Raw genomic sequence first — 26757 nt, forward strand, 5'->3', positions numbered from 1 at the left:
CATCTCTTGTAGCCATGAAATCAAAAAAGTCCGCGCCAGGCCCGCCACCACGGTTTGTTACAAACTTTATAAAAATGCTGGTCGCTCCGCATCTTCGCGAAGAGATACTCGGTGATTTGCAGGAGCGTTACTACCGGCGGATGCAGCAGCAGGGAGCAGCGAAAGCCGGCAGAAGATACTGGCTTGAATCGCTTGCCTACCTTCGCCCGGCATTTATAAAAAGACAAAAAGAAGCGTTTCCCTCAACATTTTTACTTGACTCGGCCATGTTTGAAAACTACCTCAAAATCACATACAGGACTTTCTTTCAAAATAAATTGTATTCAATCATCAATGTAGCAGGGCTGAGCATCGGGCTGGCCGCAGCGATGCTTATTATGCTTTATACCAAAGATGAAATCAGCTACGACCAATTCCATGAAGGGGTCAGTCAGATTTACCGTGTGGACAGAAAAATAATCAAATCGGAAGGAATTGCCGCAAACAGTGGTTATACCGGTTATTTTCAGGGATCCCGGTTTTCGGCAGGAGTGCCGGAAATTTTAGCTTTTGTCCGGCTGCAACAGGCTCAGGTGGAAATGAAAATGGGTACGGAAATTCAACTTCAAGCTGTGAGCCTGGTGGATTCCAATTTCCTTTCCGTATTTACTTTTCCACTGATCAGCGGTAATGCCAAAACCGCTCTACTTGACCCGGGTTCGGTAGTCATTACAGAAGACATGGCACAAAAGCAGTTTGGTACAACAGATGTTTTGGGCAGAACCATATTTTTAAAAGATGGCAAAGGGTTCAACCCTGTTACCGTCACAGGGGTTGCCAAAAACTGTCCACAGAATTCATCGATTAAATTCCAGGTTTTACGTCCTTTGAATGTTTCAGCCAGTGAAGAAAGTGTTAACGAAAATTGGTTTAGGTTTTTTCTGAATACTTTCGTCGTTCTTGCTCCTAATACGAATGTACAAACCCTAAACGCTAAGATGCAAAAAGTCTTCGAGGCAGATGCAGCAGAATCTATCAAAATGATCCGCGAAAAATACGGCTTGGCAGATGTCGGCCTGTCTTTTTTCCTGCAGCCGCTTACCGAAATCCATCTAAGTGAGAATGTACCGGCAAGTGATGGACTTTCGGACGCGGGTAATCCGGCTTATTCCTACATTCTTTCCGGTATTGCCCTTTTTATCCTGATCATAGCCTGCATTAATTTTGTGAATTTGATGGTAGCGCGGTCAATAAAACGTGCCAAGGAAATTGGCATTCGAAAAGCAATCGGGGGTAACAGAAATCAGCTGATTGTACAGTTTCTGGGCGAGTCGTTTCTGCTTTGTCTGGCCGCTTTTGTACTTGCAATTTTGCTGGTGCAAGTAGTTCTTCCGGTTTTTAACCAGTTATCCGGCAAGGCGCTGGCGCTTTCTTACCTTGTTGATTTTAAACTCATAGCCGGGTATATTATTCTTTTTATCAGTACGGTACTGCTCGCAGGATTTTATCCCGCACTAATTATCTCGGACTATAACCCTGTTCGTGCGCTTAATGCCAGGTTTACTTTGAACGGGAAAAACTACCTTCAAAAGTCTCTGGTCGTTTTACAGTTTGGCCTGGCCTCATTTCTAATTATTTCAACGTTTGTAATTTTTTCACAATTCGATTTTCTGACCAGCGAAAAGCTGGGTTATGATGACAGTGATTTAATAACCATTGAGAAATGGAGCACTAAACACGATCAGGCAGCATTATTTAAGGAACAATTAATGAAGAATTCAAATATTACTGGTGTCGCATTTAAGAACAATGGTTATTCGGGCAATACCGTAAAGGTAAATCAAGATCAAAAGGTAAATATTACGTATGAAACGATCGACGCCTCGTTTATCCCATTACTAAAAATTCCTGTTTTGAAAGGACGAAATTTCTCCCGCAGTTATCCTTCCGATTCAACCCATTCGGTTTTAGTCAATGAAGCATTTGTGAAACAGGCCGGCTGGAAGGAGCCGGTCGGTCAGGAAATTGCTTTTTTTGATACCCATGAAAAATACAGGGTAGTTGGGGTGGTGAAAGACTATCATTTTAAACCCCTTACCGAAAAAATCGAACCCCAACTATTTACAATGAATCCGGGCAGCGACTATGGGATGTTCTATATCAAAATTAAACCCGGCAGTGAAACCAGTAGTTTAAAATACATTGCAGAAACTTTTAAAAACATGTTTCCGCTCGATTCTTATTCTTATGGTTTTAAAGACCAGGAAAATCTAAAGAGTTATGAAGCGGAAGGGAAATGGAAACAAATATTGTTGTTCGGAGCTATTTTAACCATTTTCATATCCTGTATTGGTCTGCTGGGATTGTCGGTGCTCTCTGCTGAGACCCGGACAAAGGAAATCGGTATCCGTAAAGTATTGGGCGCCTCAGTTGCTGGTATTGTGGCCAGTTTGTCAAGGGATTTTTTAAAACTTGTCCTGATCGCCTTACTATTGGCAATACCCCTTGCCTGGCTGGCAGCAAATAAATGGCTGGAAAATTATCCATACCGGATTGCGCTGAACGGGTGGTTGTTTGCCTTTTCGGCCATGATTGTTATTATGATTTCTTTATTAACGATAAGCTTCCAAAGTGTAAAAGCCGCTTTGGCAAACCCGGTCAATAGCCTTCGCAGCGAGTAAGCACCAGGAAAGAAACCAAGGCAACTGCGAAGGCTTTCCTTCATTGTTAACCAGGCCGTTTGCACCAAGTTTTGAGAGGAAAATCCGGTGATTTGAAAGCGCATTGCGGGAGGCGCGGGAAGATAAAAAGAGAAGTCAGTGCACCAAGACGGTGTAGCAAAAACTGCGTGGAGATCGGTTCTGGGCTTATTTAATCAGCTAAAACCGTATGGTTTCGAACCGTTATTATCTGTTATTATTAGACTTAGGAAGAATAAATTTAGCTGGTTGACATTGAAAGTATCTTCGAGGAAAATCGCGCTAGCATCTAAAAACATGCATCTTCTTTGGAAAAGATAGAACCCAAAAGTCCGGTTTTACTTGACAGCATTCCGGCCACAGTGCCTGTATTCACCGCAAAAAGACCTTTGAAGCCAGGTATTCTATTCCAGAAAGTCGATTTGGGCGAATCATAATCATTCAACAATGATTATTATCCAGACCCAATTGTCAGAAAGCAAGTCGACAGAAGCAACGGGCTTTTCTTTATGAGCCGCCCCTTGGAAAAAGCAGTTTCGGTGAGCGGCGCTTTACAGGGCGAACTTAAAGCGATCATCAATAAAAAAGACATGGAAGTCGGGCTGGCGCTATACGAAATAACACCGAACGGGTCTTATTTTCAGCTATCGTATTATCTGGGCAGGGCCAGTTATGAAGGATATGAGCAAAGGGAACCTGCTTGTGCCAGGTAAATTGTTACATAAACTAATTGTCTGATCATAGGGTTGTCTGAGAACCAAAATAATGAGCCAGATAAAAAGACATGACAATGCCACCAGCAAAAATAGCGATCCAAATCCATTTTGAACGTTTGCTGATTTTGCCAAGATAAAAAATTGAAAAACTGATCAAAAAATTAATCGTTGCCCATAAAACATTAAGAACAGAAGATGATAAACCTTTGCCGGGAGGATCGGCAAAGGGTGTTGGAAATGGCTTTCCGGTTATGCCGTGAATATAATGTGGGATGATATTCACTAAAAATACGCCTGCGAAGAAGGCGGCTATATAGTGATACCACCGGGTCTTAAGCGGGTTTTCATTTGAAGGATAATCCATTTATCTGCTGCTTATGGTTTCGAACATGGTTTATCAGGGTCTCTATTTTGAGGGGAGACTTAGCGCTGTTACCTGATAAATTCAAAATTAGCAGATTGGGACGAGTTCATCCTGAGACAAAAGTCCCAATATTATCGTTTTCCCCTGATCCGCGTAAGCGTTCTACGGTCTATCCCTAGATAGGACGCAAGGTTGGAAATAGAAACCCGTTGTAAAAGATCGGGATTGTTTTTCTGAATATAGGCGTAATGTTCCGCCGGAGAGTACATTTTAGATAAAACATCATTGTCGTGCAAATTCAGTCCTATATGACTCACCAGATTTCTTCCGAAAATCATAATTTGATCGTTCGCATAACAAAGCTCTTCCAGCTTTTTTCGGTTCAATATCCAAATTTTACTTTTCTCACCCGCTTTGATGGTGAATTTTGAAGGAATACTATTCTTCGCATTTCGATGATCCGAGGTAATGGAACCTTCCAGGTGAAAGTATAGATTAATTTCAGTGCCATCATTTTGATAGCATGTACGCAGATGGCCACTTTCAACGAAATAAAACGCAGTGCAAATTTCACCTTCCTTCAAAACAACCTCTCCTTTTTTAAGGGTCTCACCTTCAAAAATGCTTGCAAGCAGCGGTAAACCATCCCCGGAGTCAGGCATTAATTTTCTAATAAACTCGAGCAGTTTGACATTGGTCATTGTCAAATATACAAATAAAAGGCCTCTGTGAAAATTATTAGCCGTTATCACTCAGGGCCTCAACGTGCTTACTGCGTTGTGTCATCAAAAAATATAAAAGACACTTACCTGGGCAGTTGCATTGGTGAAATCCTTCTTTACGACAGAGCTCTTAAATGCGCCAACAGGAGAAAACCCGTAGACATACCTAGCTCCAATACCAAAACCGCTCTTCGACTGAAAGCCCAGCCCACCCGCTGCACCAAAATCCAGCTTTTCGGCAAAGTCGCCATCTGTAATTCCCACAACATCCTCTTTGATTTTAAAACTGGCCTGAGGACCTGCTTCAACGTAGAACCCTGAACTGGTCCGGTATTTCAATAGAATAGGTATGCTGGTATAGTATAATTTCAAATCTTGTTTGCCAAGGAAGTCCCCTTTCAATTTGGCCCCCTGCTGGGAAAATAAAATTTCTTCCTGAACAGATAGTTTGTCATTGATTTTAAAACCCAAGATCAGCCCCGCATGAAAACCAGGCAACCCTTCAGTATCAAAGTCAGCATTCATAAAGTCACTGTAATCTCCTCCGGCAGTAATCCCTACCTGAATTCTTTTCATTATGCTTTGTTTTTGGCTCTGTGCGAAGCTACTTGCAGATGCAAACATCAGTGTAAGAAAGAGTAATTTTTTCATGATCAGTTTAATTTTAAAATGTAAAGTTTCAGGCCCCTGCCTGATTTTTGTTGGGTCAAAGATTGCAACTACTTGGGACTGGCAAAAAGAAAAGGAAGGGGAAACGGGCAAAGTCAAAAGCGAGGCGGAATTAAATGACCTGAAATTAAATGGTCGTTGTCAATTTTGTATTTTTTCGCATCCGGCGCCGACTGATGATCTTTTTTATCTTCGTGGATTTAAAATCCTTGACGGTACGGCTGAATTATCGAAATGTGTGTTGTGCTTTTTGGTGAACGGTAAAACCAACTCTCCTATATGCGTTTCCCAGCCTAATTTGCCCGCTTCGGTCACGAATTGTGACAAGCTTGACTGGTATTAACGCAATTTTGAAGGAATTAAACATGCACATGATGTGCTCTATATTCCTATGAAGCAGTCTTTTTATATACTTGTTTTTGCCATTTTTCCTTTGCTCAGCTGGGCCCAGCAGCAATTGACTTTAAAGCAGTGCATCGATTACGGCCTGATGCATCACCGCAGCGTTCTGGTCTATAAAAATGATGTGGATGCGGCCACTTATAAGGCAAAGGAGGCGCTGTCCGCTTATCTTCCGGCGGTTAATATTACCAGCACAATCGATGATAACATCAAGGTACAGCAGCAGGTGATACCAGCAGGTGTGTTCGGCCCGACCGACGTGAAGGTAGCTTTTACCAAGCGTTTTAGCAGCAATCACTTTGCCCAGGCGGAGCAGACGATTTTTGATAAGTCTTTACTAACAGGACTTAAAGCCAATAAAATTTCCCTGAAACAAGCGCAGCTCAGCGGTGAGCAGAATCAGGAGATACTTATCTACAATATCAGTAATGCCTATTATCAGATATTGGTCTACCGCCAGCAGTTGGCACTTCTAAAAGCGAATCTGGAATCTTACAAACAGCAGCTTGCCATTTCAAAATTGCAACTGGAAAAAGGTGTGGCCATGGAGGCGGATGTTAATAAAGTGCAGGTCAATTACAACAATATCTATTCTGATGTTCTGGCGGGCGAAAGTGATCTTGAACTGGCATATAATCAATTGAAAAACGCGATGGGTTATCAGCTGGACGATTCGGTCAGAATCCAAGATTTCGATCTGGATGATCCAGTTGTTGCTCAAACACAGTTAAGTGTCGGAAGCTTTCCGTCGTTCAGCGCAGCCAATCGGATCGATTTTAAGCTTTCTGAAATCAATATCGCACTTCTGGATATTGACCAGGCCAGAATCAGGGCAACGGCTGTTCCTAAACTGAGCGCTTACGCCAAATACGGCGGTATAGGTTTTGGCGATAATCTGGGCGAATCTTTTTCGTCGATCAGCGATTACGCCGCCTTAGGTATCAAGCTTTCCATTCCTGTTTTCGATGGATTTAAACGCAATGCCCAGTATAATCAGGCCCGCATCAAACAGGTGAACGCAAGGGAAAATTTAAAAATAGACCAGCAGAACTTCAATCTGGAGTATGAAAATGCGCGTACCAAGCTCATCAAGGCCACAGCTAGTCTGGATAACGACAAACGAAATATCGCTCTGGCAGAATCGGTTTTTAAAAGTACCGACCTGCAATACCAGAAAGGCGTAACCGGGCTGACTGACTGGCTTAATTCGCAATACTCATTAAAAGAAGCGCAAAGCAATTATCTGAGCTCATTATATAATTACCTGATCGCCAAAATCGACCTGGAAAAAGCCAACGGAACTTTGACAACTTTTCACCACTCGCTTTAATAACAACATGAAACGAAAATACATCATCTCCATAGTGCTTTTGGGCGTGATCCTTTTGATCGCTTACAAACTGACCGCTAACAAAAGGACCCTCGATAAAAATAACAAGCCCGAGAGAAAAACGGCAGTGAGAATCCCGGTTAAATATGCCGAAGCCAAGCAGCAGTTGCTCGAGGTCAGTATCGTCAAGACGGGAAATCTAGCGCCCTTTAAAGAATCAAAAGTGATCACAACCGCCAGCGGAATTTTGAAGGATGTTCGTTTTGAGCTTGGCGACCAGGTGCGTCAGGGGCAGGTTTTGGCCATAATCGATCACAGAGCCGCAGAGTTGGACCTTCAAAAAGCAGAAAGCAATCTTGCCAAACTGAAATCAGACGTCCAGACTTACACAGAACTTTACCAGGGAAAGGCTGCGACCAAAGAAAAACTTGACCAGCTCCGCCAGGATTATAATGATGCGCTGGTGCAGGTGTATCAATTCAAAAAACAAATCAGTGACGCTTCTATCAAGGCGCCAACCAGTGGCACCATTTCAGCAAAAAGCATGGAAGCAGGTGTATTTGCCAATGCGGGTTCAGAGATAGCAACCATCGTAAATCTCTCGCGAACCAAAGTGCAGGTTAATCTGACAGAAGCGGAGGTATATCAGGTAAAAGCCGGGCAAACAGTAAAAATCACAACCGACGTATATGCTGGCGCGGTATTTAACGGTAGGGTGACTTTCATCAGTCCGCAGGCAGATATTACCCATAACTATATGACAGAAATTATCGTTGACAATACAGCCAAAACCCTGCTTCGGTCAGGCACTTTTGTTTACGCAGATTTCTCTGTGAAATCAAAACAAAATGTAATTGTAATTCCCCGTGAGGCGCTCACCGAGAGCGTGAAAAATGCTTCGGTGTATGTGATCGGGAAGGATAACCGGGTAGTGCTTACACCAGTACAATCCGGCATGGAAATCGGCGGCCTCATTGAAATTACCAGCGGGTTGAAAGCGGACGACCGGGTGGTTACATCCGGACAAATCAATCTGAAAAACGGAACAGAAGTCAGTTTATCCAATTAATCAAAGGCATATGTCAGTATCTGAAATCGCCGTCAAACGGCCCTTGTTAATCGTTGTAATCTTTACAGTACTCATACTTTTTGGCGTGCAGAGTTATTTTCTTCTTAACTACAATCTACTGCCCAAAATTCAGGTCAATGTAGTCAGTGTCAGTACGATTTACCCAGGGGCGTCTGCCGCCGAGGTAGAGAGCTCGGTCACCAAAAAACTGGAAGATGCCTTTGCTTCAATTGAAGGTCTGGACCAGATCAGTTCCACGTCCCAGGAAGGCGTCTCACAAATAACGGTGACGCTGAAAAGTAACGCCGATGTCGATAAGGCTGAACGTGATATCCAGCGAAAAGCAGATCAGGCCCAAAATGAGCTGCCGGATGACATTGATAAACCACTTGTCAATAAAGTCAGTCTTGAAGAAACGCCTGTGATCAAAGCCGGGGTTACTTCAAAACTAGCGCCACGGGAACTGTATGATCTGATCGATCTGCAGGTGCGCCCGCTGCTTCAGAATATTGAGGGAGTAGGCCAGGTAAATATCATCGGCGGAAACGAGCGTCAGATACAGGTCAATATCGATCAGGCCAAATTAAAGGGTTATAATCTGAGCATCGACCAGATAACCATGGCAGTTGCCAAGGCGAACCAGTCGTTTCCTGCCGGGCAGATCGAGACAAAAAACCAGCAGTTTTCGATCCGTTATGATGCTAATGTGGCATCCGTTGAGCAGATCCGGAAACTGATCATAGCCCGGGACCAGCGTGTTGGTGGCGTGATTTACCTTGGAAATGTTGCCGAAGTGGTGGATGGCACCGCCAAAACAATCGCGATCAACCACATTAACGGCATTCCTTCCATTGGCATACAGCTTGTCAAGCAGTCGGATGCCAACGCGGTTGATGTGAGCAGGCTTGTGAAAGAAAAATTTATTTCGCTGGAATCACAGTATAAATCCCAGGCTGTCAAATTTGATGTATCCAGTGATCAAAGCACTTATACGCTCTCATCGGCCCACGCGGTGATGGAAGACCTGGTGCTCGCGATCATCATTGTGGGCTTTGTGATGCTAGCTTTTCTGCATAGTTTCAGAAGCTCCATGTTTGTTTTGATCGCACTTCCATGCTCAATCATCCCTACGTTTATTGCCATGTATTTTCTGGGCTTTTCGCTGAATCTGATGACTTTGATGGCAATGTCGCTGGTCGTTGGAATTTTGGTGGATGATTCTATTGTGGTTTTAGAAAATATTTACCGGCATCTGGAGATGGGTAAAGACCGCGCAGCTGCAGCGCTCGAAGGTCGGAGTGAAATCGGTTTTACTGCCCTGGCCATTACCCTTGTCGATGTGGTAGTATTTCTTCCACTGGCCCTTTCGGGCGGCATCATTGGCTCGATCCTTCAGGAGTTTTCGCTTGTCGTGGTTATCTCTACGCTGATGAGTCTTTTTGTTTCCTTCACCGTGACGCCGCTTCTTGCAAGCCGTTTTGGAAAAATTGAAGAGATGAATTCCACAACCTGGTGGGGAAGGATCAATCTTGGCTTCGAAAGTTTTATCGATCAGCTCAAAGCAGACTATGGATATCTTCTTGAAAAAGCGCTGAGAAAAAAACGCTATATTTTATCTGCTGTGCTGATTCTTATCGTTGGATCGCTCATGCTTGTTGCCAAAGGGTTCATCGGTGCAACCTTTATTCCTGCGGCCGACCAGGGTGAAGTAATTATGAAAGTTGAACTTGACCCGTCTGCTACCATTTATCAGACAAACATGGTCATTCAGCACGTTGAAAAAATGATTATGAAAGAGCCGGAAGTACTCAATGTTTTTTCCAGTATTGGGTTTGTGACAGGAAGTGTTTCAGGTGCTGCCAATAATAGCAATTTGGCGGAGCTCACCGTAAGTTTGGTTGATAAAAAGGAAAGAGATTTTAATCCTGATGCATTTGGATTAAAAATGCAGAAACAAATCAGTGCGGCTATCGCTGGCATCAAGGTTTCTGTTACACCCATGAGCATATCGGGCAACAGTTCAGCGCCGATCCAAGTGGCCATCAAAGGAATTAACCTGGCTAATGTCAGAAAAGTCGCCACACAATTTAAGGATACTATCACAAGCATTCCGGGAACCCAGTTTGTTGCACTTTCGGTGAAAGATCAAAAGCAGGAGGTGGACGTAAAGCTTAACCGTGAGAAAATGACACTGCTGGGACTTGATGCCAGCCAGGTTGGTGCAGCACTTCAAAATGCTTTCAGCGGTAACGATAAAAGTAAGTTCAAACAGTCTGGTAATGAGTATGATATCAAAATTGGGCTGGATTCGTACAATCGCTCGCAGATCGCCAATGTCAAAAATCTATCATTTACCAACGGTGACGGGCAAAGTTTTGTGCTCAGCCAGTTTGCAACAGTTGGCGATGCGCTGGGAGAGAGCGTCTTACAACGTAATAACCGTTTAAATGCAATCACAGTAAATGCCAATGTGGTGGGCCGGCCTGTTGGTTCTGTTTCCGAAGAGATCGCATTAAAAACAAAGGGAATCAAACTTCCTGATGGTGTAACGATTGAATTTCTTGGCGATACCAAAAACCAGGGAGACGCTTTCGGAAGCCTGGGACTTGCCCTGATCACCGCTGTTCTTTTAGTGTACCTGATTATGGTGGCACTTTATGAAAGCATGGTTTATCCCTTTGTGGTGCTTTTCTCTATACCGGTTGCTTTAATCGGCGCCTTTCTGGCACTTGCTCTGGCCATGGAGACGCTGAATGTTTTTTCGATCATCGGGGTGATTATGCTGCTGGGTTTGGTATCAAAAAATGCGATTTTGATCGTAGATTTCACCAATGAGCTCAAAAGCCAAGGGTATAGCGCCCACGATGCGCTTATAGAAGCCGGCAAAGAAAGACTCCGTCCGATCTTAATGACGACGCTTGCCATGATACTGGGGATGCTTCCGATCGCCCTGGCCAGTGGCGCTGGATCGGAAATTAAAAATGGAATGGCCTGGGTTATCATTGGCGGCCTGACCAGCTCCATGCTTCTGACCCTTTTTGTGGTGCCGTCCATGTATTTGATCATTGACAAGCTCATTATAAAATTTGGTAAGAAAACACCGCCTGAAAGTCAAGCACTTGTAATGTACAATGCTTAAATGTTTCCACCTGTAACACTTCGGTCGTAGTGTTACAGGTGAACTCCGAAGCTGTGGGGAACTTCAAAAAATTTTGATATAAAAATCAGTCTGTCCACTAACCGTACTTCACAAACGTTTTAGGTTTTAGAGAATATATCCATTTTATTTACTTTCTGGAAATACGATGATATCCAAGCTAATTTGGGGTATCCCAGAGCCCGTACAGCGAGTGATCCCGTTTAAAATTATTCAAATGATAGGATGAATATAAAAATACCGATAAAAAGTCTGAGCCGTTTGAGTTGGATGGTTGCTTTGCTGATGAGCGGGATTGTTTTTCTGATCCAGCTGCATGATAAAAGGGGGGATCAGATTATGCTCTATACGGGGATGACCGCTTTTACAGTTACATCCATTGCTTATTTCAATATTTATCTATTGGTAGTTCTGGTCAAAAAATATGAACTGAATTCTTACCGGTTTAAGCTCTACCGCTACCTTTTTTCCTTTTTGGGAAGTGCTTTTGTATACCTGGTCATCTGGCCGGTTGTCATTTATAAATTTACACACGGAATTTGGGTATATTACGACTCGCTGCTGGTTGTTACATTCATTTCAGGAAGTTTGCTTTTGAATGCGCTGCTGCTTATGCTTCATAATACGGTACTTTTATATACTGTAAAGGTGCATGCTGACATGGAATTTTCAAGGTTGCAGGCCAGCCATGCAGAAGCGGCCAATCTGCTTTTAAAACAGCAGATTCATCCCCATTTTCTTTTTAATGCACTCAATACGGTTAAAGCACTCTATCATACGGACCTGGAATCCGGTGATACTTATCTGGTACATCTGGCCCGGTTTCTTCGGGCCTCAGTTTATACCCACACAGCCAAGGTTGCAAGGCTTGACCAGGAGCTGGTGATTTTGGATGATTACCTGCAGATGCAAAAGATAAGGTTTGGCGCTGGGTTACAATGCAAGATCAATTTGCCGGAGCAAAGTCTTACCAACTTTTATCTGCCATCTTTTTCACTTCAGCCTTTGCTGGAAAACGCCATCAAACACAATGAGCTTACTGAGCAGTGTCCGCTTTTTGTAACCATCGCCCAGCACAACGACCGGATTGTCATCGCAAATAACCTGCAGCGAAAATCCATTAAAACAGATTCTACCAACAGCGGACTTGCAAACCTTGCCGAACGTTACCGACTTTTGTCGGGCGATCAGGTTGATATTGAAGAAAAAGAAAACCAATTTTCAGTGAGTATAAAATTATTATCTGATGAACATAGTAATCATAGAAGATGAGAGACTGGTCGCAGATGACCTTGAAAAAAATATCAGAAAACTGATGGGGCCTGCCGCTGTCATTACCCAGATTCACAGCGTCAGTGATGGGATAGCCCACTTTAATTCATCGCTGCCACCGGATCTGATCATCAGTGATATCCAGCTGGGAGACGGGCTTAGTTTTGAGATTTTAGCGGCTTTAAGTAAACCGGTTCCCACGATATTTTGCACGGCTTATGACGAGTATGCGCTGGAAGCATTCAAGGTCAACGGGATCGATTACATTCTCAAGCCCTTTACCGGTGCAATGCTTCAGCAGGCATTAAATAAGTATAGTCAATTGAAGCAGGTTTTTTTGACCGATCAAAGTCAGCAGTATCATCAGATGATGCAGATGCTTACCGACAGGCCTTCTGCCAAAGCGGCGTCGGTCATTGTTTACCACCAGGATAAGATCATTCCGGTCAGCATGGAGCAGATTGCCTTGTTTTTTTTGGAGGGAGAAGTTACCAAATTAGTCACACACGATGGGAAAACATATTATCCCAATAAGCCGCTCGATGAACTTGAACGTATCGCCGGTAGTTATTTTTTCAGGGCTAACCGGCAGTTTTTGATTTCAAGAAGTGCCGTTGTGGACGCATCCAGCTTTTTTTCCAGAAAACTGCTCTTGAATCTGACGTTGCCATTGAAAGACAAAGTAATCGTCAGTAAGGCGAAAGCACCCCAATTTTTGGAATGGTTGTCAAAAACGGGATAAATTTAAAGTGCATGATTTACATTTGTCAAGGGTACTACCAGGCACGCTTGTTAGAGCGGATTGTCATTCAACTATCTTGTTGAAAGTCTAAAATGATTTCCCAGTGTTCTGCAATTTGGGAATTGATGACGCGGAACGTTCTTAACAGATCAAAAGTCTCAAGCTTGTGCGCTTTTTCTGATCCGTCCGCCAGGCTTGTTTGCATCGTTATCCGGGCGATGACCAGCTCACCAACACAGGTAATTTCTTTAATTATCGAATAATGATTCATGTATTTTTCCAGATGCGTCATGTAAAGAACAAGCCCCTCTACGTTTTTTACACACGTATAGGGCTGTGAATGGTCTACAAAATTATCTGTGATCAGGTTTGAGAGATTTTCAAACGATCGTTGGTTCCATACTTGGTCTATAAAGTCTGTAACACAGGCCTTATTAAGATCCGTTTCTTTTTTCATACCTAATTCTTTTTCATGGGCAGGCTCCCTTGACATTCTTTTGATATTTGATCCCAAAGCCTGGGTTTACAACAAATTTGAAACTTGTAGACCTCATTCCAAAGCAAAAGGACCGTGAAGCGGGCAAAATCATCTAGGAGCCGGAATTTTAGCCAGCAAAACATCACCAGCTTATGCGAAGGGAAATGTTTCCCGTATTATGACTGTACATTCCCCTGCTGTAAGCGGTCGTTGGTTTTTGTGTGTAAGAAAGGCTGGTTTTCCCTATAACAAAAACAAAGCCATATTGAAGTTCGGCAGTAAAATGGTTCCCAGGTGCAGTGAAAGGGGGATGGTCTTTCCAAAGCGTTCCTGGTGAGCGCCCGATTTGGCCATGCATCAGCGCATTGGATGCGACCAGGCTGATTATGGGTTTGGTAAAAAGATAAAACTGCAGCTTCCTACCTGTTGCATAACCGCCGCTGTACTGGCTGAAAAACCCATTAAAGTAGCGAGCCATCTTTCCTAGCCTGATTAGCGGATAAACGCTTACTGAATTGGTAACAGTGCCGGCCGATAGGCTGGCCCCTGCGATAATTTCTGCCAGGGTGTTTATATTGGCCAGCTGCTTTTCTGCCGTAAAGCTGAGATTTAATAAAAGTTTAGTATCTAACTGGTTTTGCCAACCTTTTGGTTTCTGATCACCGGTAAGGCGATGTATCAGGATTTGGGACTGCTCAGCAAGTGCTGCGGGGCCACGTATGCCGGCCAGCATCTGGGTTCGAAAATTATATCTTTTTGTTTTATTGTAAGAAATCATTGAATGTGTCAGCAGTAGCATTCCACTATAAGGGTAGTCTCCAGCCTGATAATTAGGATTGGACAGATCCATGGGTGTAAACATCATTTGCATTAAGGCCCATCCGTAGGTATCTATACTGTTGATTCCTGCCTTTGGCAGCCAGTCATCCAAATGCAAGAGGAAAGGCTTTTTCGTCTCATAAAAGAACTCCACTCTCAGGCCATTGGTGTATGCCCTGTCTGTACCTTTTCCGGCAAGATTCAGATAGTCGTTGTCCTCATAGATACTCAGTAGTCGGGTAGGGGTTGTTGGCTGGGCGCTAATCTGGTTCGTGTAAACAAAGAGCAATGAGAATGCAATGTAAAAAGCTATTTTATTCATGGCGGCTTACAGTCGGTGTACGACTGTTATTTTGTTTTGGCATTATGCCTAGTCCAGCATCCTTTTGGGCGGCGGATTGCTTTTTTAATTGATCAGAATATTATCCGATCAAATATCAACCCTTTCGGCTTGTCGCTTTAAATTTTTGTGGATGAACCGGACATTTCGGTTTGTGAATTTTCGATGCGATTTTCTCGGAATCAAATCAGCACATTTAGCTAAGATTATCATTGACTTTTCGGGGCAAAATTCAGATAATCTATGGTCATTTCCGGCTCAAAAATGCCCGTTTGGGAGCCTTTTTAAGAAAACCATTAAAACTGGCCACATACCTTCGTTTGGTAAATATCAATTCAACTTCTAAAAAATGTATCGTATGAAAAAGAGAAATGTTTTTTTTATCAACCTGTTTATGGCCTTTTGTTTCATGTTAAACGGCGCTAATGCTCAAACGCAAAACACGCAGGTGACAATTTCCGATATCCGCTCGGAAAAAGGGCAGATCGTGCTGAATGTTTTTAAAGATGAACAGAGCTATCAGAAAGAGCAGCCGTATAAACAAATTAAAGTAGACAAAAAAGGGCTCGACAAAGGAAAGTTGGTGATCCACTGCACGCTGGAAGCCGGAACCTACGGCGTAACACTGTTAGATGATGAGAACGGAAATGGCATAATGGATAAAAATATGGTCCGTATGCCCAGAGAAGGTTTTGGGTTTTCAAATTTCTTTATGGAAAAGCTAAAAAAACCATCTTTTGATGACTTCAAAATGCAGCTAAAAAATCAGGACAATCAGTTCGCTATCCGGGTAAAATACATGTAGTTCAAAGTAATAAATTTCTTACCCGGCAGTCTCACTGCATCTTGTGTCTTAGTCAGTACACATCAATAAACCAATCAATTGATCACCCCAATCATTTATTTTATGAAAACTAAATCACTTTTTCGCGGACTTTTTGGCCTAGCCGGTCTTTCCCTATTATCTGTATTACTGTGGTCTTGTGACGAAAACGATGTCGACGCCTCGGGTATGGCCAAAATTAAAGTTGTGAATGCATCACCTAACTCGGCTGCCCAGCGCTTTTTTTTGGTCGACAATGCGCTGGTAAACCAAGGTCTTAATTTTACCGAAGCTTCGGACTACATAAGTACCAATTCGGGTAAGAACCTGGTGGCTGAGTTTAAAAATGTGTCGTCTTCGGCTTTGACTGCTACCGGCTGGGCTTATCTATCGGATGGGGACAGTTACACAATTTATCTGGCCGGTGAAGGTAGCGATGAACGTGTCAAACAATATGAGGATGATCTTTCTTCTCCCGCAAGTGGAATGGCCAGAATTAAATTCATCCATTTCAGCAACGAGGCGCCATCGCTGCTGACGGTTAAGAACTCGTCAGATGATGATCTGATTAATACACTGACACGCGATATTGAAAGTAAATACCTGAATGTGACGCCTGGGACCTTTTCCTTCAAAGTATATGACTTTGTCAAAAAAGGTAAGATCGGGGACTATCAGATTCCGGATCTGAAAGCTGGTAAAATTTACACAATCTACTTTACAGGCTCAAATTCTTCAGATATTGAAGTGCACCAGGTTATCCACAACTAGGAAATGAAGGGAGAACATGCCGCGTATATTTGTTGCTTTTTCTCCCTTTTTCTTCGGCTTTTAGATACTATGAAGACATTTTTTAGTTGGTAAAAACTATTTAATATTCTCAATAAGCGGGATCTTGTTTTCGAAAGGCAATCAGGAGCTCATCAGAAAAATATAGTCAAAATACTATGAAAAATAAGGTTCTGTCAAAAAGCCTGAACCGTCTGAGCTGGATGCTTGCGCTGTTAATGAGTGGAATTGCCTGTCTGATTCTGCTGCATGAAAAAAGATATAGGGAAGCCGTTTTGTACACGGTGCTGACCGCATTTACCATCGCATTGATAGGATTTGTTCACGTGAAAGTTATGGTCATTCTATCAAAGCAAAAAGACATAAATCCGGGTAAGTTCAAACGCTTCCGTTTTTTATCTACCTATTTGGCAAGCGCAGTCATATATCTCATAGTCTGGCCGGCAACCATTTCTCTATTTTCTACAAAGCCTTGGATATACGATGACTGGACATTGATGGCGGTGTTTGCAGCAGGCAGCATTGTTATTAACTCGGTTGTTTTGGTGCTTCATGACACCATATTGATGCATTCCCAGAAGATGCAATTGGATCTGGAACTGACTGAACTTAAGGCAGCACACACCGAGGCTGCGAACCTGCTGCTGAAACAGCAGATTCATCCGCACTTTCTTTTCAATGCCCTTAATACAGTCAAGGTGCTCTACAATAAGAATTTGGATTCGGGAGATACTTATCTGGTTCATCTGGCGGGCTTTCTTCGTGCCTCTATCTTCAACCGCGCTGCCAGTATATTAAGACTCGATCAGGAGCTGATGATTTTTGAAGACTATCTGCAAATGCAGAAAATAAGATTTGGCGCTGCGCTTTTCTGTGTAATTGATTTGCCCGAGCAAAGTCTGCAGCATTATTACCTGCCTTCGTTTTCTCTTCAGCCCTTGTTGGAAAACGCCATCAAGCATAACGAGCTGACTGAACATGCACCGCTTCATGTGCTGGTAGAGCAGCAAAAGGAATGGATTGTGGTATCAAATAATCTGCAGAAGAAATTGATAAAAACAGATTCGACCAACAGCGGGCTGGCCAACCTTTCACAGCGTTATAAGCTTATGTCGGGAAGTGAGGTGATTATTGAAATGACAGAAAATAAATTTTCAGTAAGTTTAAAATTATTGTCTGAATGAATATTGTGATCATAGAGGATGAGAGGCTTCTGGCAGACGAGCTTGAAAGAAATATCAGAAAGCTTGTCGGGGCATCGGTTTGTATTTCGCAGATTCATAGTGTCAGTGATGGAATCGCCTATTTTAAAACTGCCACGCTTCCCGACCTGATTCTGAGCGATATTCAATTGGGTGATGGCAAATGTTTTGACATCCTGGCAACCTTAAAGGCGGCTGTGCCGGTCATTTTTTGTACTGCTTATGACGAGCAGGCTTTCAATCCTTTTCCGGGAAGTCAGGTTGACTATATTCTTAAACCATTCACTTGCCAAATGCTTCTGCGGGTTTTAACTAAATATATGTGAATTAAGTCTTATAAATAACAAATGGGAAAAGCTGTCCGAAAAAAAGACCTAATGGAATGTTAATAAAGAGAACTTCTAATGCTAAGAAAGATGTATTTTTTTATTTCAAAATAATACATCTTTGAACAAAATAACTTTCCCTTTTGATTAAGATTTAAAATGAAAGCCATTATTCTGGATCTGACAAAAGCTTCCGGTACCGATATAAACGTGTTGTCAAGCTCAGTGAGCTTTCGGAAATTTATTGGTTTTGTACAAGAAGCGGTTCGGGCTGAGCATGGGCCAAGGCTGACTTTTCTTGAAAATGCCCTTGAAATATTGACATCACAGAAAGGCTTTTCAGAAGTAGAGACGATAGAGCAGGCTTCCGAATATTTGGATCAGCTGGACGTAGTTTTTCAGCTTTTGAGTCCAAATCTTGAGCAGGAGGAGAGTATTTTTTGGGCTATTGGACAGCCGCTGAGTCCGGTTATGTTTTATGGGACAGACAGATTTTATCAGATGGTGTTGGATCCTGAAACAGAAGAGCTGAGAAGTGAGATGATAACCAAAGATTCGGCGGGATTGTCGGAGTACGATAAGGTGCTTCCCATGTATGCACTGATTCTTGAGCGGTTGTACGGAATTTATACACAGGCTTACCGGCCCCTGATAATCAGTATCACGGAGTATAAAACGCGGCTGCCGCAGTACTTTCGAATCAATATCGATCATCGTTTTACGGATGTTTTTGCTGCGGGAACACTTCCGGAAATAAATGAGCAGACAGTGAAAGAGCTTTTGGTAGGAAATGGCGATTTCAGGCAGCTTTTTAAGCTGCTTCCTGTAAACCAGTTTCGTTTTGAGGGAATTTCCATCATTACTTTGACCGATGTCACCCTTGAATACGCACTTGAACAAATAAAGGATATTTCGATTAAGATGGATAAGGTGGATCAAGTTGATACATTGTATTATGAAACTTTTTTTCGGCATTTGACAGACTCACTCAGAACTATTGGTGCAAATCCCGGACTTGAATTTGGTTTTATCCCGCAGCTTCGCGTGAACAATAAGCTTACTGTGGACCGGAAAACTATTTTTCACAGCAAACTGGTATCGGTTGATTTGCCCGAAGATTATCTGACTGATATCTACTTGTTGTTTGCAACACATTTTGAACAATACCCCGAAGCGATATTTTCAACAGGGAGCCCGACAGATGAGCAGCTGACCCGATTTGTTGATGCGATTAAAAGTGCAGGAATACACTTTTACTCGATGCAGCCGGTTTACAACGGTTTAGAAGTGGTTGGTTTATTTGAAATTTATTCAACTCAGGAGCTAGTGCCAGATGAAAAGGCGTTATCACAAATAAACCTGGCAAAACCGTTGATCTCAAAATTTTTCCAGAATGCCATAGATCATTTTAATAAGAATATAGAAACCGTAATACAGGAAAAATTCACGTCGATCCAACAGTCTGTTCAGTGGAAATTTCGCGAAGCGGCCTGGCATTTTATCCGCGATAACAGTCAGGAGAGACCCGCGGCCATTGGGAAAATAGTATTCAAGAATGTCTATCCGGTCTATGGGGCTGTTGATATTCGGGATTCTACTTTGCTGAGGAACGATTCGTTAAGAAAGGATTTAAAATTCCAGTTTGCCTCGATCGTTGATCTTTTAAAAACTATTTCGCAGGAAATTAATTTGTTATTGGGCCAGGAAATGGCCTATAAATGCCAGAATATTTTATCAGAAATCACAAATGAAAGCGGGAAGCTGGATGAGATGAAGGTTGCCGAATTTCTGGAAGCTGATCTTCATCCTTTTTTACATCACTTTCTGCTGGGAAGTGAGGAGAAGTCAAAAACAAAAGATAACATATCTCCAAAGCAGCGCCACGTAAGTTTGTCTATCCAGCGTTATTTTGAGACGATTGACCCCGACACAGGCACGGCCTTTGCAAACCGGCGGGATTTGGAGGAATCAATGAATATGATCAATTCGACCATTAACGATGCGCTGGATCAGTTCCAAACTCAAGTTCAGCCCCTGTATCCGGTCTATTTCGAAAAATTCAGGACGGACGGCGTCGAATATGACATTTATACGGGTCAGTCCATAGATCCGGACAAAAAATTTAGTTCTGTTTATCTCAAGAACATCAGGATCTGGCAGATCAGCTCCATGGCTTCAATCATTAAATTGACAAGAGAGTTATTGCCATTTATGCCGGTACAACTTCATACAACCCAGCTCATTTTCGTCAATTCGGGAACGATAGATATTAGCTTCCGGGACGATGAAAGACGTTTTGACGTTGAAGGTGCTTATAACATTCGGTATCAGGTTATCAAAAAGCGGATTGATAAAGTTCATATCAGCGGTACTGGCGAGCGCCTGACGCAACCGGGGAAAATCGCACTTGTTTACTTTCAGGAAAACTCGGTCAGGGATCATCTGGATTATATCCGATTTTTGCAGGCGCAAAATATTCTTGCAGAAGATCTAGAATTTTTAGTGCTCGAGGAGCTTCAAGGTGTTTCAGGTCTTAAAGCGCTACGGGTAGGGGTGAATCCGGCTAATCGGCAAAATTGACAGGATCCGCTCAGGTGTCGGCCTGTTACTAAACCTTATTTTTTAATTGAAAATAACCATGGAGCAAATCCAGCTCAGCAAATACATTCTCCGTAATATTATGTTATAAGCCCGCGTACTTCCTATTTTTTTTGCAGCGCTCCAGCGTGATGCTTTAATCACGCTTCTATCCGGCCATGGGTTGATTATGTCATCAATCTCACCGTGAAAAATCCACTGCGGAACATTGACTGCTATTTTACAGCCAAACCTAACGTAGTCATCAGCTCCCGCACCGCAACTGATCCCGCGCGGTTTGCTCCAATAGTGGAAGCCGACGGGCCGTATCCGGGCAAATGGATGCGTGGCTCTTTTGCAACCATGGTCGCTAATCTGCCAGCCATTATAATCCCACCGCTCTGCTCTCTGGGTAAAACCGCATCCAAATGCTGCAGCGCTCCTTTAAAACCGGTGTTCCATAGAATTATATCGGCCTTTTGCTCTCTGCCATCTTCCCATTTTACTCCGTCCCTTGTGATTTCGCTGAACATGGGAAAGCGGTTAATTACGCCTCTCTTTTTCATGTCTATGACTTCTGGTGAAAGGGGAAGTCCTGTAACGGAAACGACCGATAATGGCGGCAAACCATTTCTTACCCTTTCATCTACTAAACTCACAGCGTTATGACCAGCGGCTTCGTCGAAAGGAAGTTCTCTAAACACGGGTGGGCGGCGGGTCACCCAGGTCGTTGTGGTCACTTTTGAAATCTGGTCGAGCAGTTGGATAGCAGATATACCCGCGCCCACCACCACAACATGCTTGCCCTTGAAGTAATCCGCAGTTTTGAAATCCTTCGTATGTAACTGTTCGCCATGAAACAGATCAGCTCCGGGGTAGCTTGGAATATAAGGATTTTCCCAGGTTCCGGTTGCGTTGATGATTCCCATTGCAGAAAATAGCGTTTCGGAAGTGTCTATATAAAACCGGTCGTTGCGCAGGTAAACATTTTCTACTTTCACTGGGCGGTAGACCTCAATGCCAAATTTTTGCTCGTATAGCTCATAATAATGTGGTTCAGCAATGCTGGCCTGCACGGTCTTATCGGCTTTCTCGAGGGTTTCCTCAAAAGACATACCCGGAAGATCATGTACTTTGTTTACGGTGCTCAGCGTTAGCGAGGGCCAACGGTATTGCCAAGCGCCGCCTGCGGAAGGCGCGGCATCAAGGATGATGAAATCAGGTCCTATTGCTAGCCCCAATTTCTTTAAGTGATAAGCTGCGGATAGGCCGGCCTGACCAGCACCTATGACTGCAATCTTTGTCTTGTATCGGATTTTATCTGGCATTTATACTTCCTTTTCTCTGAGCTGTTCTGATGACAAAGCTAATATCCAGCAATGAATGCGCATATATTTTGCCTACTTGACAATATAAAGTAGTTTGACTTTGACCTTCGCAGGGTTTGTGGCGTTTAAAAACGGTGGTTTTATCTTTATTGAAAAGTGACTCCAATGCTGACATTACCTCAGATTAGCTTGTTGTAGGGCTGTTACTTTATAAGCAGCGAATCACCCACAAGCCCGCTGATGCTGATTCCAGAAGGATTTTCATGGGAAGAAAAAATTGGCACTTATATAAAAAAGATATTCCGCTGGAAAATGAAGCCAGATCTGTATCTGATGGTGTTTCCTGCAATGTTATTACAGCCAGGACTCACAATTTCTCATTGGAGATTGAGAAGACCGTGTCAGGACTTGGATCTTTTACTTCCGCATAATGCGTGATGATCGGATCTATTGCTAAGGCCGCTGCAGGAGGCCACCGCAGCCCAAAGGCATAAGGTCACAATTAATTTTTTGTTGACAAAAATATTACTTTTTGATTATGGTTCATTTCTGGAGGGCTTTAATGTGCAATTCCAAGTAACTGCCATTTGCAATAATCTTTTTAATCTAATAAATTTTAATCACAATGATTTGTTCTTGAAATTAGAAGTACTGACATGTAATCAAACGGCTACCGCTGTCCAATCTAAATGGTGTTATATCTGAGAATCTGATTAGAAGCTGAGATTATAAATCTTTCTCGCTTACCGGATCTGCGGCCTGTTTTTCTAATCTGGAATGTATTGAAATCTATCGGTAACCCTTCGCCTAATCCACGATTTCACCCTAGATGTCCTTTCAATTCCTCCCTTAATTGATAATAATATTGTAACTTGTTTTCGAGCATCTTCTCTTTTGAAATGGCTGGCCGTATCCTGTGCGGGGTTTCAAAATCTTGGGTTATTACTTTGATTGTAATAGTGTCCCCATCCTTCAATTTCTGATTTACCCACTCAGGATATTCATCCGTAACCGAATTAAGTCCGGAGACTGAAAGACGTAGTTCATCCGGTTCGTTTAGCCGGCGCAGTGCATCGAGTATGCACGTAACGACGTGGCGACCGGAATCAATTCCTGCTCTGCACAACTGTTCGCCATTTACTTGGACTTCGAAGCCATAGCTTGACATACTGCTCATTTGGGTAAGTATATTTCACTTTTTGAAATAAATATGAATTTAAAAGAAGGACATTCCTAACGCCTTAAAAAAAGGCAATGATTTATTAATATTCCGCTTGGATACTTGGACTCCGTTCTTTTCGAAAACTTAGATAATTTCTACAATATTCTATCACCTTTCCAGCAGCTTTAGGTTTAGAATTTTCTGCACTGTTACGCTCAACCGGTGTTGGCCTGCAAACGTACAGCGTTGGACGGGCGTTATCAGCGTCACAATAGATTTTAGGTGGGAACCTAACGTGAACCCATTTTAATTTCTTATTGGTATGTTTTGAAAATAGTGTTTTTAAGCTAAAAAATAGAGCAAAAAACGCCACGGTTGTCATTTAGCAAACCTCCAAAATTATATTTTACCAAGGTCAAACTTTAAAAAAGTACTATTCGTGTATTCTGGCAGCGTTGACAGTACTTAACGCGCAGTTAATATTCCCAAGAGAACCAACCGGCTACTCACACCAATATAATAATTCCTTAACCCACAGGTAATACCACCTTTTTACTGAGCGGCTACCTTTGCCTATCAAACAACCTGTTGCATAACAGCCCTTACTGGTGCTGTTTTAAAGAACCACTCATAAATATGAAAAAACGACTACTGCCGGCATTTTTTGCCTTGCTGTTGGGCCTATTTGTGCCCTTCGTTTCAAATGGTCAACTGATCCGTATTTCCGGTAGCGTAACCGCTCAGTCCGGAGACCCCATTCCGGGGGTAAATGTATTGATCAAAGGAACCAGCTCCGGAACTACAACAGATGCTCAGGGCAGGTATGCACTGGACGCACCTTCACCGGGTCAAGCTGTTATTTTCTCTGCAATCGGCTTTATTTCCCAGGAAAAAATGATCGGAAAACAAAGCGTTATTAACATCGTTTTGCTTGAAGATACCAAAATGTTAAACGAGGTTGTGGTGACTGCGCTTGGTATCAAGAGAGAAGAAAAATCGCTGGGCTTTGCTGCTCAGACAATCAATGAAAATGCGGTGAAAGATGCAAAATCCAATAACTGGGTCAACACACTTTCCGGGAAAGTAGCGGGCCTAAATATCCAGGGTGCAGGTGCGGGGCCGATGGGATCTGCGCGTATCACTTTGCGCGGTGAATCTTCTCTTAATCTGGACAATAACCAGGCTCTGATCGTGGTTGATGGTGTGCCGGTGAGCAGCAAAATTACAGGAACAGGATTTAATTCCCATCTTTCAGCAGACAGCCCGGTGGATTACGGATCAAGTTTGTCTGATATCAATCCGGATGATATTGAGAAGGTTACCGTGCTGAAAGGGCCAGGGGCAACAGCACTTTACGGAAGCCGCGCTGCTGGTGGTGCCATTATTATTACAACAAAGTCAGGTGTCCGTAAAGACAAAGGAATCGGCGTAACAGTTAACTCAAATTTTAGTATTGAACAGATAAACCGCTACCCCGATTACCAGTTTGAATACGGAGAAGGCCGGACAAATAAATATTTTTCTTACCTGGATAGTGAAGATGGCCCTAACACGGCGACAACCGTTGCAGCAGGAAGAGCATGGGGACCGAAATTTGACGGTCAGTCCTATTTTCAATACAACCCTGACGCGCCGGACGGAAAACCTACGGTTCGCACGCCTTGGGTTGCCAACAAAGACTACATCTCAGGTTTTTTCCAGACCGGAACTACATTTTCAAACAGCGTTTCGCTGGAAGGCGGAACAGAAAAGGGCTCTGCAAGGCTGTCTTTAACGCATATGAAAAACAAATGGATCATTCCTAACACGGGTTTTGAGCGTTTGAATGTTGCACTTTCTTTGAGTCAAAAAATTTCAGAACGTCTGAAAATTAATGGGAAAGTTAACTATACCAATAAGAAAAGCGATAACCTTCCGATGGCTGGTTACAACAACCAGTCGCTGATGTACTTTTTGATTTTGGGGACAGCGCCGAATATAAAACCAGAATGGTTTAAACCTTACTGGGTGGCAGGGAAGGAAAATATTCAGCAAAGAAATCCCTTTAATCCAACGCCGGACAATCCCTATCTGGGCATGTATGAGATGCTTAACAAAATGAACAAACATGGTGTGATTGGAAATATTTCGGCCGCCTATGAAATTTCAAGCAAATGGGATTTTCTTGTGCGTACCGGTCTGGATATGGCCTATGAGTTCCGCTCTCAGCAGCGTCCTTTCAGCATGACGCGTTATCCAAGAGGGATGTACCGCGAACAAAATGTGTTCAATTATGAATCCAACACGGATTTTCTTTTAAATTACAAAGACAAAATAGCCGGTCTGATTGATGTCACTGCTTCGGTAGGAGCCAATGCGATGCGCCAGTCCTATGACTTTGCAGGACTTTATGCCGATCAGCTTGCGCAGCCGGGTATCTACCAGATATCCAACAGTTTGGATCAGGCTGTGGCAGACCCTTTGAAAACGAAAAAAGCGATCAACAGTATGTATGCCGCCACGCAGTTTTCTTATGATGAAAAGATATTTCTGGATGTAACTGGCCGTAACGACTGGTCGAGTACGCTGCCTTACGGGAATAATTCCTTCTTTTACCCATCGTTAAGTTCCAGTTTTTTATTGAATGAAATCTTCAAGCTTCCAGCCGCGGTTTCCTTTGCCAAAGTGAGGGCTTCATGGGCACAGGTTGGAAATGATACACGGCCTTACCAGACTGCCCGTTATTATGACAGGGTATATGGCAATAGTTTCACGAATTCGTCCACACTTTTTAATGCAGATTTAAAGCCTGAAATCACAGCAAGTTATGAATTCGGTCTTGATCTGCGTTTGTTGAAAAATCTGGTAGGACTGGACGTGGCTTACTACAACAACAACAGCCGTAACCAGATTCTTGCCATTCCGCTTGATCCGGTTTCGGGATATGCCAATGCGCTGATCAATGCTGGACTTATCAATAGTCGTGGTGTTGAAGTAAAACTGACTGGTAAACCTGTCACAAAAAAGAATTTCAGCTGGAACACCACACTGCTTTGGTCAAGAAACAGAAGTTTTGTCCGGGAACTTGCTTCCGGAATCACCAATCAGGTAATATATGCACATGATTCCAACGTTTCAGTTGAAGCCCGGGTGGGTGGTTTGATGGGCGATATGTATGGACGCGGTTTCCAGCGCGCTGCTGATGGACAGATCATTTACTCGTCGGTAGGATTGCCGGCAGCACTGGACCCGACTACTAAAAAATGGGGAAATGCCTTTGCAGATTGGAAGGCGAGTATTTCCAATGAGTTTACGATCAAAAATATACGTGTCAGTATTCTGCTTGACGGCCAGAAAGGTGGCAGTATGTTTTCTCAGACCAACCATAAAAATAATACACTTGGGAAAACAAAAGTTACCCTGCCGGGCCGGGAAGACGGAATTGTTGGTCAGGGTGTCGTAAAACAGCCTGATGGAAGTTTTACTCCTAACACCGTGAAAGTCGCTGCCAGCTCATACTACGACAATTACTACCAGATTGCCAATGCAGAAACCAATATTTTTGACGCTTCATTCCTGAAAATCAGAGAAGCCCGGGTTGAATTTAATTTGCCTGCGGCATTGCTTAACAGGATTGGCGTACGCCAGACCAGCCTGGCGCTTTTTGGAAGAGACCTTTTCAACTTCACCAAATTTCCAGGATTTGATCCCGAGGGCGGAAATCTGAACAACGGGACACTCACGCCAGGCGTTGAACTTGCCCAGTTTCCATCGACAAGAACGATGGGTATGAACCTTACCCTTAAATTTTAA

General features: G+C 43.1%; 21 protein-coding genes. 14 read left to right on the top strand and 7 right to left on the bottom strand.

Annotated features, from left to right (window positions below; all coding sequences use genetic code 11):
• Positions 1-14 precede the first annotated feature (14 nt).
• A complete protein-coding gene (locus IEE83_RS08780) occupies positions 15-2660 on the top strand; it encodes an ABC transporter permease (protein WP_194120217.1) in 2646 nt (881 codons plus the stop codon).
• 527 nt (positions 2661-3187) lie between these two features.
• On the top strand, positions 3188-3391 hold the full coding sequence (locus IEE83_RS08785; protein WP_194120218.1) for a hypothetical protein: 204 nt from the start codon (positions 3188-3190) through the stop codon (positions 3389-3391).
• A 25-nt stretch (positions 3392-3416) separates the two neighbouring features.
• Here the strand turns inward: IEE83_RS08785 and IEE83_RS08790 are convergent, their stop codons facing one another.
• From IEE83_RS08790 to IEE83_RS08800, 3 genes are all read right to left on the bottom strand, one after another.
• Positions 3417-3758 (bottom strand): hypothetical protein, encoded by a 342-nt coding sequence (locus IEE83_RS08790; protein WP_194120219.1) that lies wholly within the window; start codon positions 3756-3758, stop codon positions 3417-3419.
• Positions 3759-3889: 131 nt separating this feature from the next.
• Complete coding sequence (locus IEE83_RS08795; protein ID WP_194120220.1) at positions 3890-4420, bottom strand: Crp/Fnr family transcriptional regulator; 531 nt, start codon at positions 4418-4420, stop codon at positions 3890-3892.
• 123 nt (positions 4421-4543) lie between these two features.
• A complete protein-coding gene (locus IEE83_RS08800) occupies positions 4544-5131 on the bottom strand; it encodes a porin family protein (protein WP_194120221.1) in 588 nt (195 codons plus the stop codon).
• 409 nt (positions 5132-5540) lie between these two features.
• Between IEE83_RS08800 and IEE83_RS08805 the strand changes: the two genes are divergently transcribed.
• The 5 genes from IEE83_RS08805 (at position 5541) to IEE83_RS08825 (ending at position 13121) form a co-directional block, all read left to right on the top strand.
• Positions 5541-6881 (top strand): TolC family protein, encoded by a 1341-nt coding sequence (locus IEE83_RS08805; protein ID WP_194120222.1) that lies wholly within the window; start codon positions 5541-5543, stop codon positions 6879-6881.
• A gap of 7 nt (positions 6882-6888) precedes the next feature.
• Entirely contained in the window at positions 6889-7950 is a 1062-nt protein-coding gene (locus IEE83_RS08810) for an efflux RND transporter periplasmic adaptor subunit (protein ID WP_194120223.1), read from the top strand.
• 10 nt (positions 7951-7960) lie between these two features.
• The gene (locus IEE83_RS08815) at positions 7961-11089 is read left to right on the top strand and encodes an efflux RND transporter permease subunit (protein ID WP_194120224.1); all 3129 of its coding nucleotides are present in this window, start codon (positions 7961-7963) and stop codon (positions 11087-11089) included.
• A gap of 243 nt (positions 11090-11332) precedes the next feature.
• A complete protein-coding gene (locus tag IEE83_RS08820) occupies positions 11333-12379 on the top strand; it encodes a sensor histidine kinase (RefSeq protein WP_194120225.1) in 1047 nt (348 codons plus the stop codon).
• A complete protein-coding gene (locus IEE83_RS08825) occupies positions 12354-13121 on the top strand; it encodes a LytR/AlgR family response regulator transcription factor (protein WP_194120226.1) in 768 nt (255 codons plus the stop codon). The genes IEE83_RS08820 and IEE83_RS08825 overlap by 26 nt, the downstream gene beginning before the upstream one ends.
• 67 nt (positions 13122-13188) lie before the next feature.
• On the opposite strand, the gene IEE83_RS08830 is transcribed toward IEE83_RS08825, so the two are convergent.
• Together IEE83_RS08830 and IEE83_RS08835 are read right to left on the bottom strand one after the other, a co-directional pair.
• Positions 13189-13614 carry an ester cyclase gene (locus IEE83_RS08830; protein WP_194120227.1) on the bottom strand — a complete coding sequence of 142 codons (426 nt, stop codon included), beginning with the start codon at positions 13612-13614 and terminating at the stop codon, positions 13189-13191.
• 127 nt (positions 13615-13741) lie between these two features.
• Complete coding sequence (locus IEE83_RS08835) at positions 13742-14740, bottom strand: lipid A deacylase LpxR family protein (protein WP_194120228.1); 999 nt, start codon at positions 14738-14740, stop codon at positions 13742-13744.
• Between the two features lie 376 nt (positions 14741-15116).
• Here IEE83_RS08835 and IEE83_RS08840 point away from each other — a divergent pair, with 376 nt between their 5' ends.
• The 5 genes from IEE83_RS08840 to IEE83_RS08860 all read left to right on the top strand — a co-directional run bounded on the left by IEE83_RS08840 (position 15117) and on the right by IEE83_RS08860 (position 20478).
• Positions 15117-15563, top strand: a complete 447-nt coding sequence (locus tag IEE83_RS08840) for a DUF2141 domain-containing protein (RefSeq protein ID WP_194120229.1) — start codon at positions 15117-15119, stop codon at positions 15561-15563.
• A gap of 102 nt (positions 15564-15665) precedes the next feature.
• Positions 15666-16352 (top strand): DUF4397 domain-containing protein, encoded by a 687-nt coding sequence (locus IEE83_RS08845; protein WP_194120230.1) that lies wholly within the window; start codon positions 15666-15668, stop codon positions 16350-16352.
• Positions 16353-16528: 176 nt separating this feature from the next.
• On the top strand, positions 16529-17554 hold the full coding sequence (locus IEE83_RS08850; RefSeq protein WP_194120231.1) for a sensor histidine kinase: 1026 nt from the start codon (positions 16529-16531) through the stop codon (positions 17552-17554).
• Positions 17551-17898, top strand: coding sequence for a LytR/AlgR family response regulator transcription factor (locus IEE83_RS08855; protein WP_194120232.1), 348 nt, complete (start codon positions 17551-17553; stop codon positions 17896-17898). The genes IEE83_RS08850 and IEE83_RS08855 overlap by 4 nt, the downstream gene beginning before the upstream one ends.
• 159 nt (positions 17899-18057) lie before the next feature.
• Positions 18058-20478, top strand: a complete 2421-nt coding sequence (locus IEE83_RS08860; protein WP_194120233.1) for a GAF domain-containing protein — start codon at positions 18058-18060, stop codon at positions 20476-20478.
• Between the two features lie 233 nt (positions 20479-20711).
• Here IEE83_RS08860 and IEE83_RS08865 read toward each other — a convergent pair whose 3' ends face one another.
• Complete coding sequence (locus tag IEE83_RS08865; protein WP_194120234.1) at positions 20712-21803, bottom strand: NAD(P)-binding domain-containing protein; 1092 nt, start codon at positions 21801-21803, stop codon at positions 20712-20714.
• 263 nt (positions 21804-22066) lie between these two features.
• On the opposite strand from IEE83_RS08865, the gene IEE83_RS08870 reads away from it, so the two are divergent.
• Positions 22067-22234 carry a hypothetical protein gene (locus IEE83_RS08870; protein ID WP_194120235.1) on the top strand — a complete coding sequence of 56 codons (168 nt, stop codon included), beginning with the start codon at positions 22067-22069 and terminating at the stop codon, positions 22232-22234.
• A 389-nt stretch (positions 22235-22623) separates the two neighbouring features.
• On the opposite strand, the gene IEE83_RS08875 is transcribed toward IEE83_RS08870, so the two are convergent.
• Positions 22624-22971: a DEAD/DEAH box helicase family protein gene (locus IEE83_RS08875; protein ID WP_194120236.1), complete on the bottom strand. Its 348-nt coding sequence runs from the start codon at positions 22969-22971 to the stop codon at positions 22624-22626.
• A 630-nt stretch (positions 22972-23601) separates the two neighbouring features.
• Between IEE83_RS08875 and IEE83_RS08880 the strand changes: the two genes are divergently transcribed.
• On the top strand, positions 23602-26757 hold the full coding sequence (locus IEE83_RS08880) for a SusC/RagA family TonB-linked outer membrane protein (protein ID WP_194120237.1): 3156 nt from the start codon (positions 23602-23604) through the stop codon (positions 26755-26757).

The sequence above is a fragment of the Dyadobacter subterraneus genome (assembly GCF_015221875.1).
In the GTDB taxonomy this organism is placed as follows: Bacteria; Bacteroidota; Bacteroidia; order Cytophagales; family Spirosomataceae; genus Dyadobacter; species Dyadobacter subterraneus.

Excerpts from the sequence above, each read along its gene's own strand:
- IEE83_RS08780 (WP_194120217.1), top strand. The coding sequence starts at position 15 with ATGAAATCAAAAAAGTCCGCGCCAGGCCCGCCACCACGGTTTGTTACA.
- IEE83_RS08785 (WP_194120218.1), top strand. The coding sequence starts at position 3,188 with ATGAGCCGCCCCTTGGAAAAAGCAGTTTCGGTGAGCGGCGCTTTACAG.
- IEE83_RS08790 (WP_194120219.1), bottom strand. The coding sequence starts at position 3,758 with ATGGATTATCCTTCAAATGAAAACCCGCTTAAGACCCGGTGGTATCAC.
- IEE83_RS08795 (WP_194120220.1), bottom strand. The coding sequence starts at position 4,420 with ATGCCTGACTCCGGGGATGGTTTACCGCTGCTTGCAAGCATTTTTGAA.
- IEE83_RS08800 (WP_194120221.1), bottom strand. The coding sequence starts at position 5,131 with ATGAAAAAATTACTCTTTCTTACACTGATGTTTGCATCTGCAAGTAGC.
- IEE83_RS08805 (WP_194120222.1), top strand. The coding sequence starts at position 5,541 with ATGAAGCAGTCTTTTTATATACTTGTTTTTGCCATTTTTCCTTTGCTC.
- IEE83_RS08810 (WP_194120223.1), top strand. The coding sequence starts at position 6,889 with ATGAAACGAAAATACATCATCTCCATAGTGCTTTTGGGCGTGATCCTT.
- IEE83_RS08815 (WP_194120224.1), top strand. The coding sequence starts at position 7,961 with ATGTCAGTATCTGAAATCGCCGTCAAACGGCCCTTGTTAATCGTTGTA.
- IEE83_RS08820 (WP_194120225.1), top strand. The coding sequence starts at position 11,333 with ATGAATATAAAAATACCGATAAAAAGTCTGAGCCGTTTGAGTTGGATG.
- IEE83_RS08825 (WP_194120226.1), top strand. The coding sequence starts at position 12,354 with ATGAACATAGTAATCATAGAAGATGAGAGACTGGTCGCAGATGACCTT.
- IEE83_RS08830 (WP_194120227.1), bottom strand. The coding sequence starts at position 13,614 with ATGTCAAGGGAGCCTGCCCATGAAAAAGAATTAGGTATGAAAAAAGAA.
- IEE83_RS08835 (WP_194120228.1), bottom strand. The coding sequence starts at position 14,740 with ATGAATAAAATAGCTTTTTACATTGCATTCTCATTGCTCTTTGTTTAC.
- IEE83_RS08840 (WP_194120229.1), top strand. The coding sequence starts at position 15,117 with ATGAAAAAGAGAAATGTTTTTTTTATCAACCTGTTTATGGCCTTTTGT.
- IEE83_RS08845 (WP_194120230.1), top strand. The coding sequence starts at position 15,666 with ATGAAAACTAAATCACTTTTTCGCGGACTTTTTGGCCTAGCCGGTCTT.
- IEE83_RS08850 (WP_194120231.1), top strand. The coding sequence starts at position 16,529 with ATGAAAAATAAGGTTCTGTCAAAAAGCCTGAACCGTCTGAGCTGGATG.
- IEE83_RS08855 (WP_194120232.1), top strand. The coding sequence starts at position 17,551 with ATGAATATTGTGATCATAGAGGATGAGAGGCTTCTGGCAGACGAGCTT.
- IEE83_RS08860 (WP_194120233.1), top strand. The coding sequence starts at position 18,058 with ATGAAAGCCATTATTCTGGATCTGACAAAAGCTTCCGGTACCGATATA.
- IEE83_RS08865 (WP_194120234.1), bottom strand. The coding sequence starts at position 21,803 with ATGCCAGATAAAATCCGATACAAGACAAAGATTGCAGTCATAGGTGCT.
- IEE83_RS08870 (WP_194120235.1), top strand. The coding sequence starts at position 22,067 with ATGGGAAGAAAAAATTGGCACTTATATAAAAAAGATATTCCGCTGGAA.
- IEE83_RS08875 (WP_194120236.1), bottom strand. The coding sequence starts at position 22,971 with ATGTCAAGCTATGGCTTCGAAGTCCAAGTAAATGGCGAACAGTTGTGC.
- IEE83_RS08880 (WP_194120237.1), top strand. The coding sequence starts at position 23,602 with ATGAAAAAACGACTACTGCCGGCATTTTTTGCCTTGCTGTTGGGCCTA.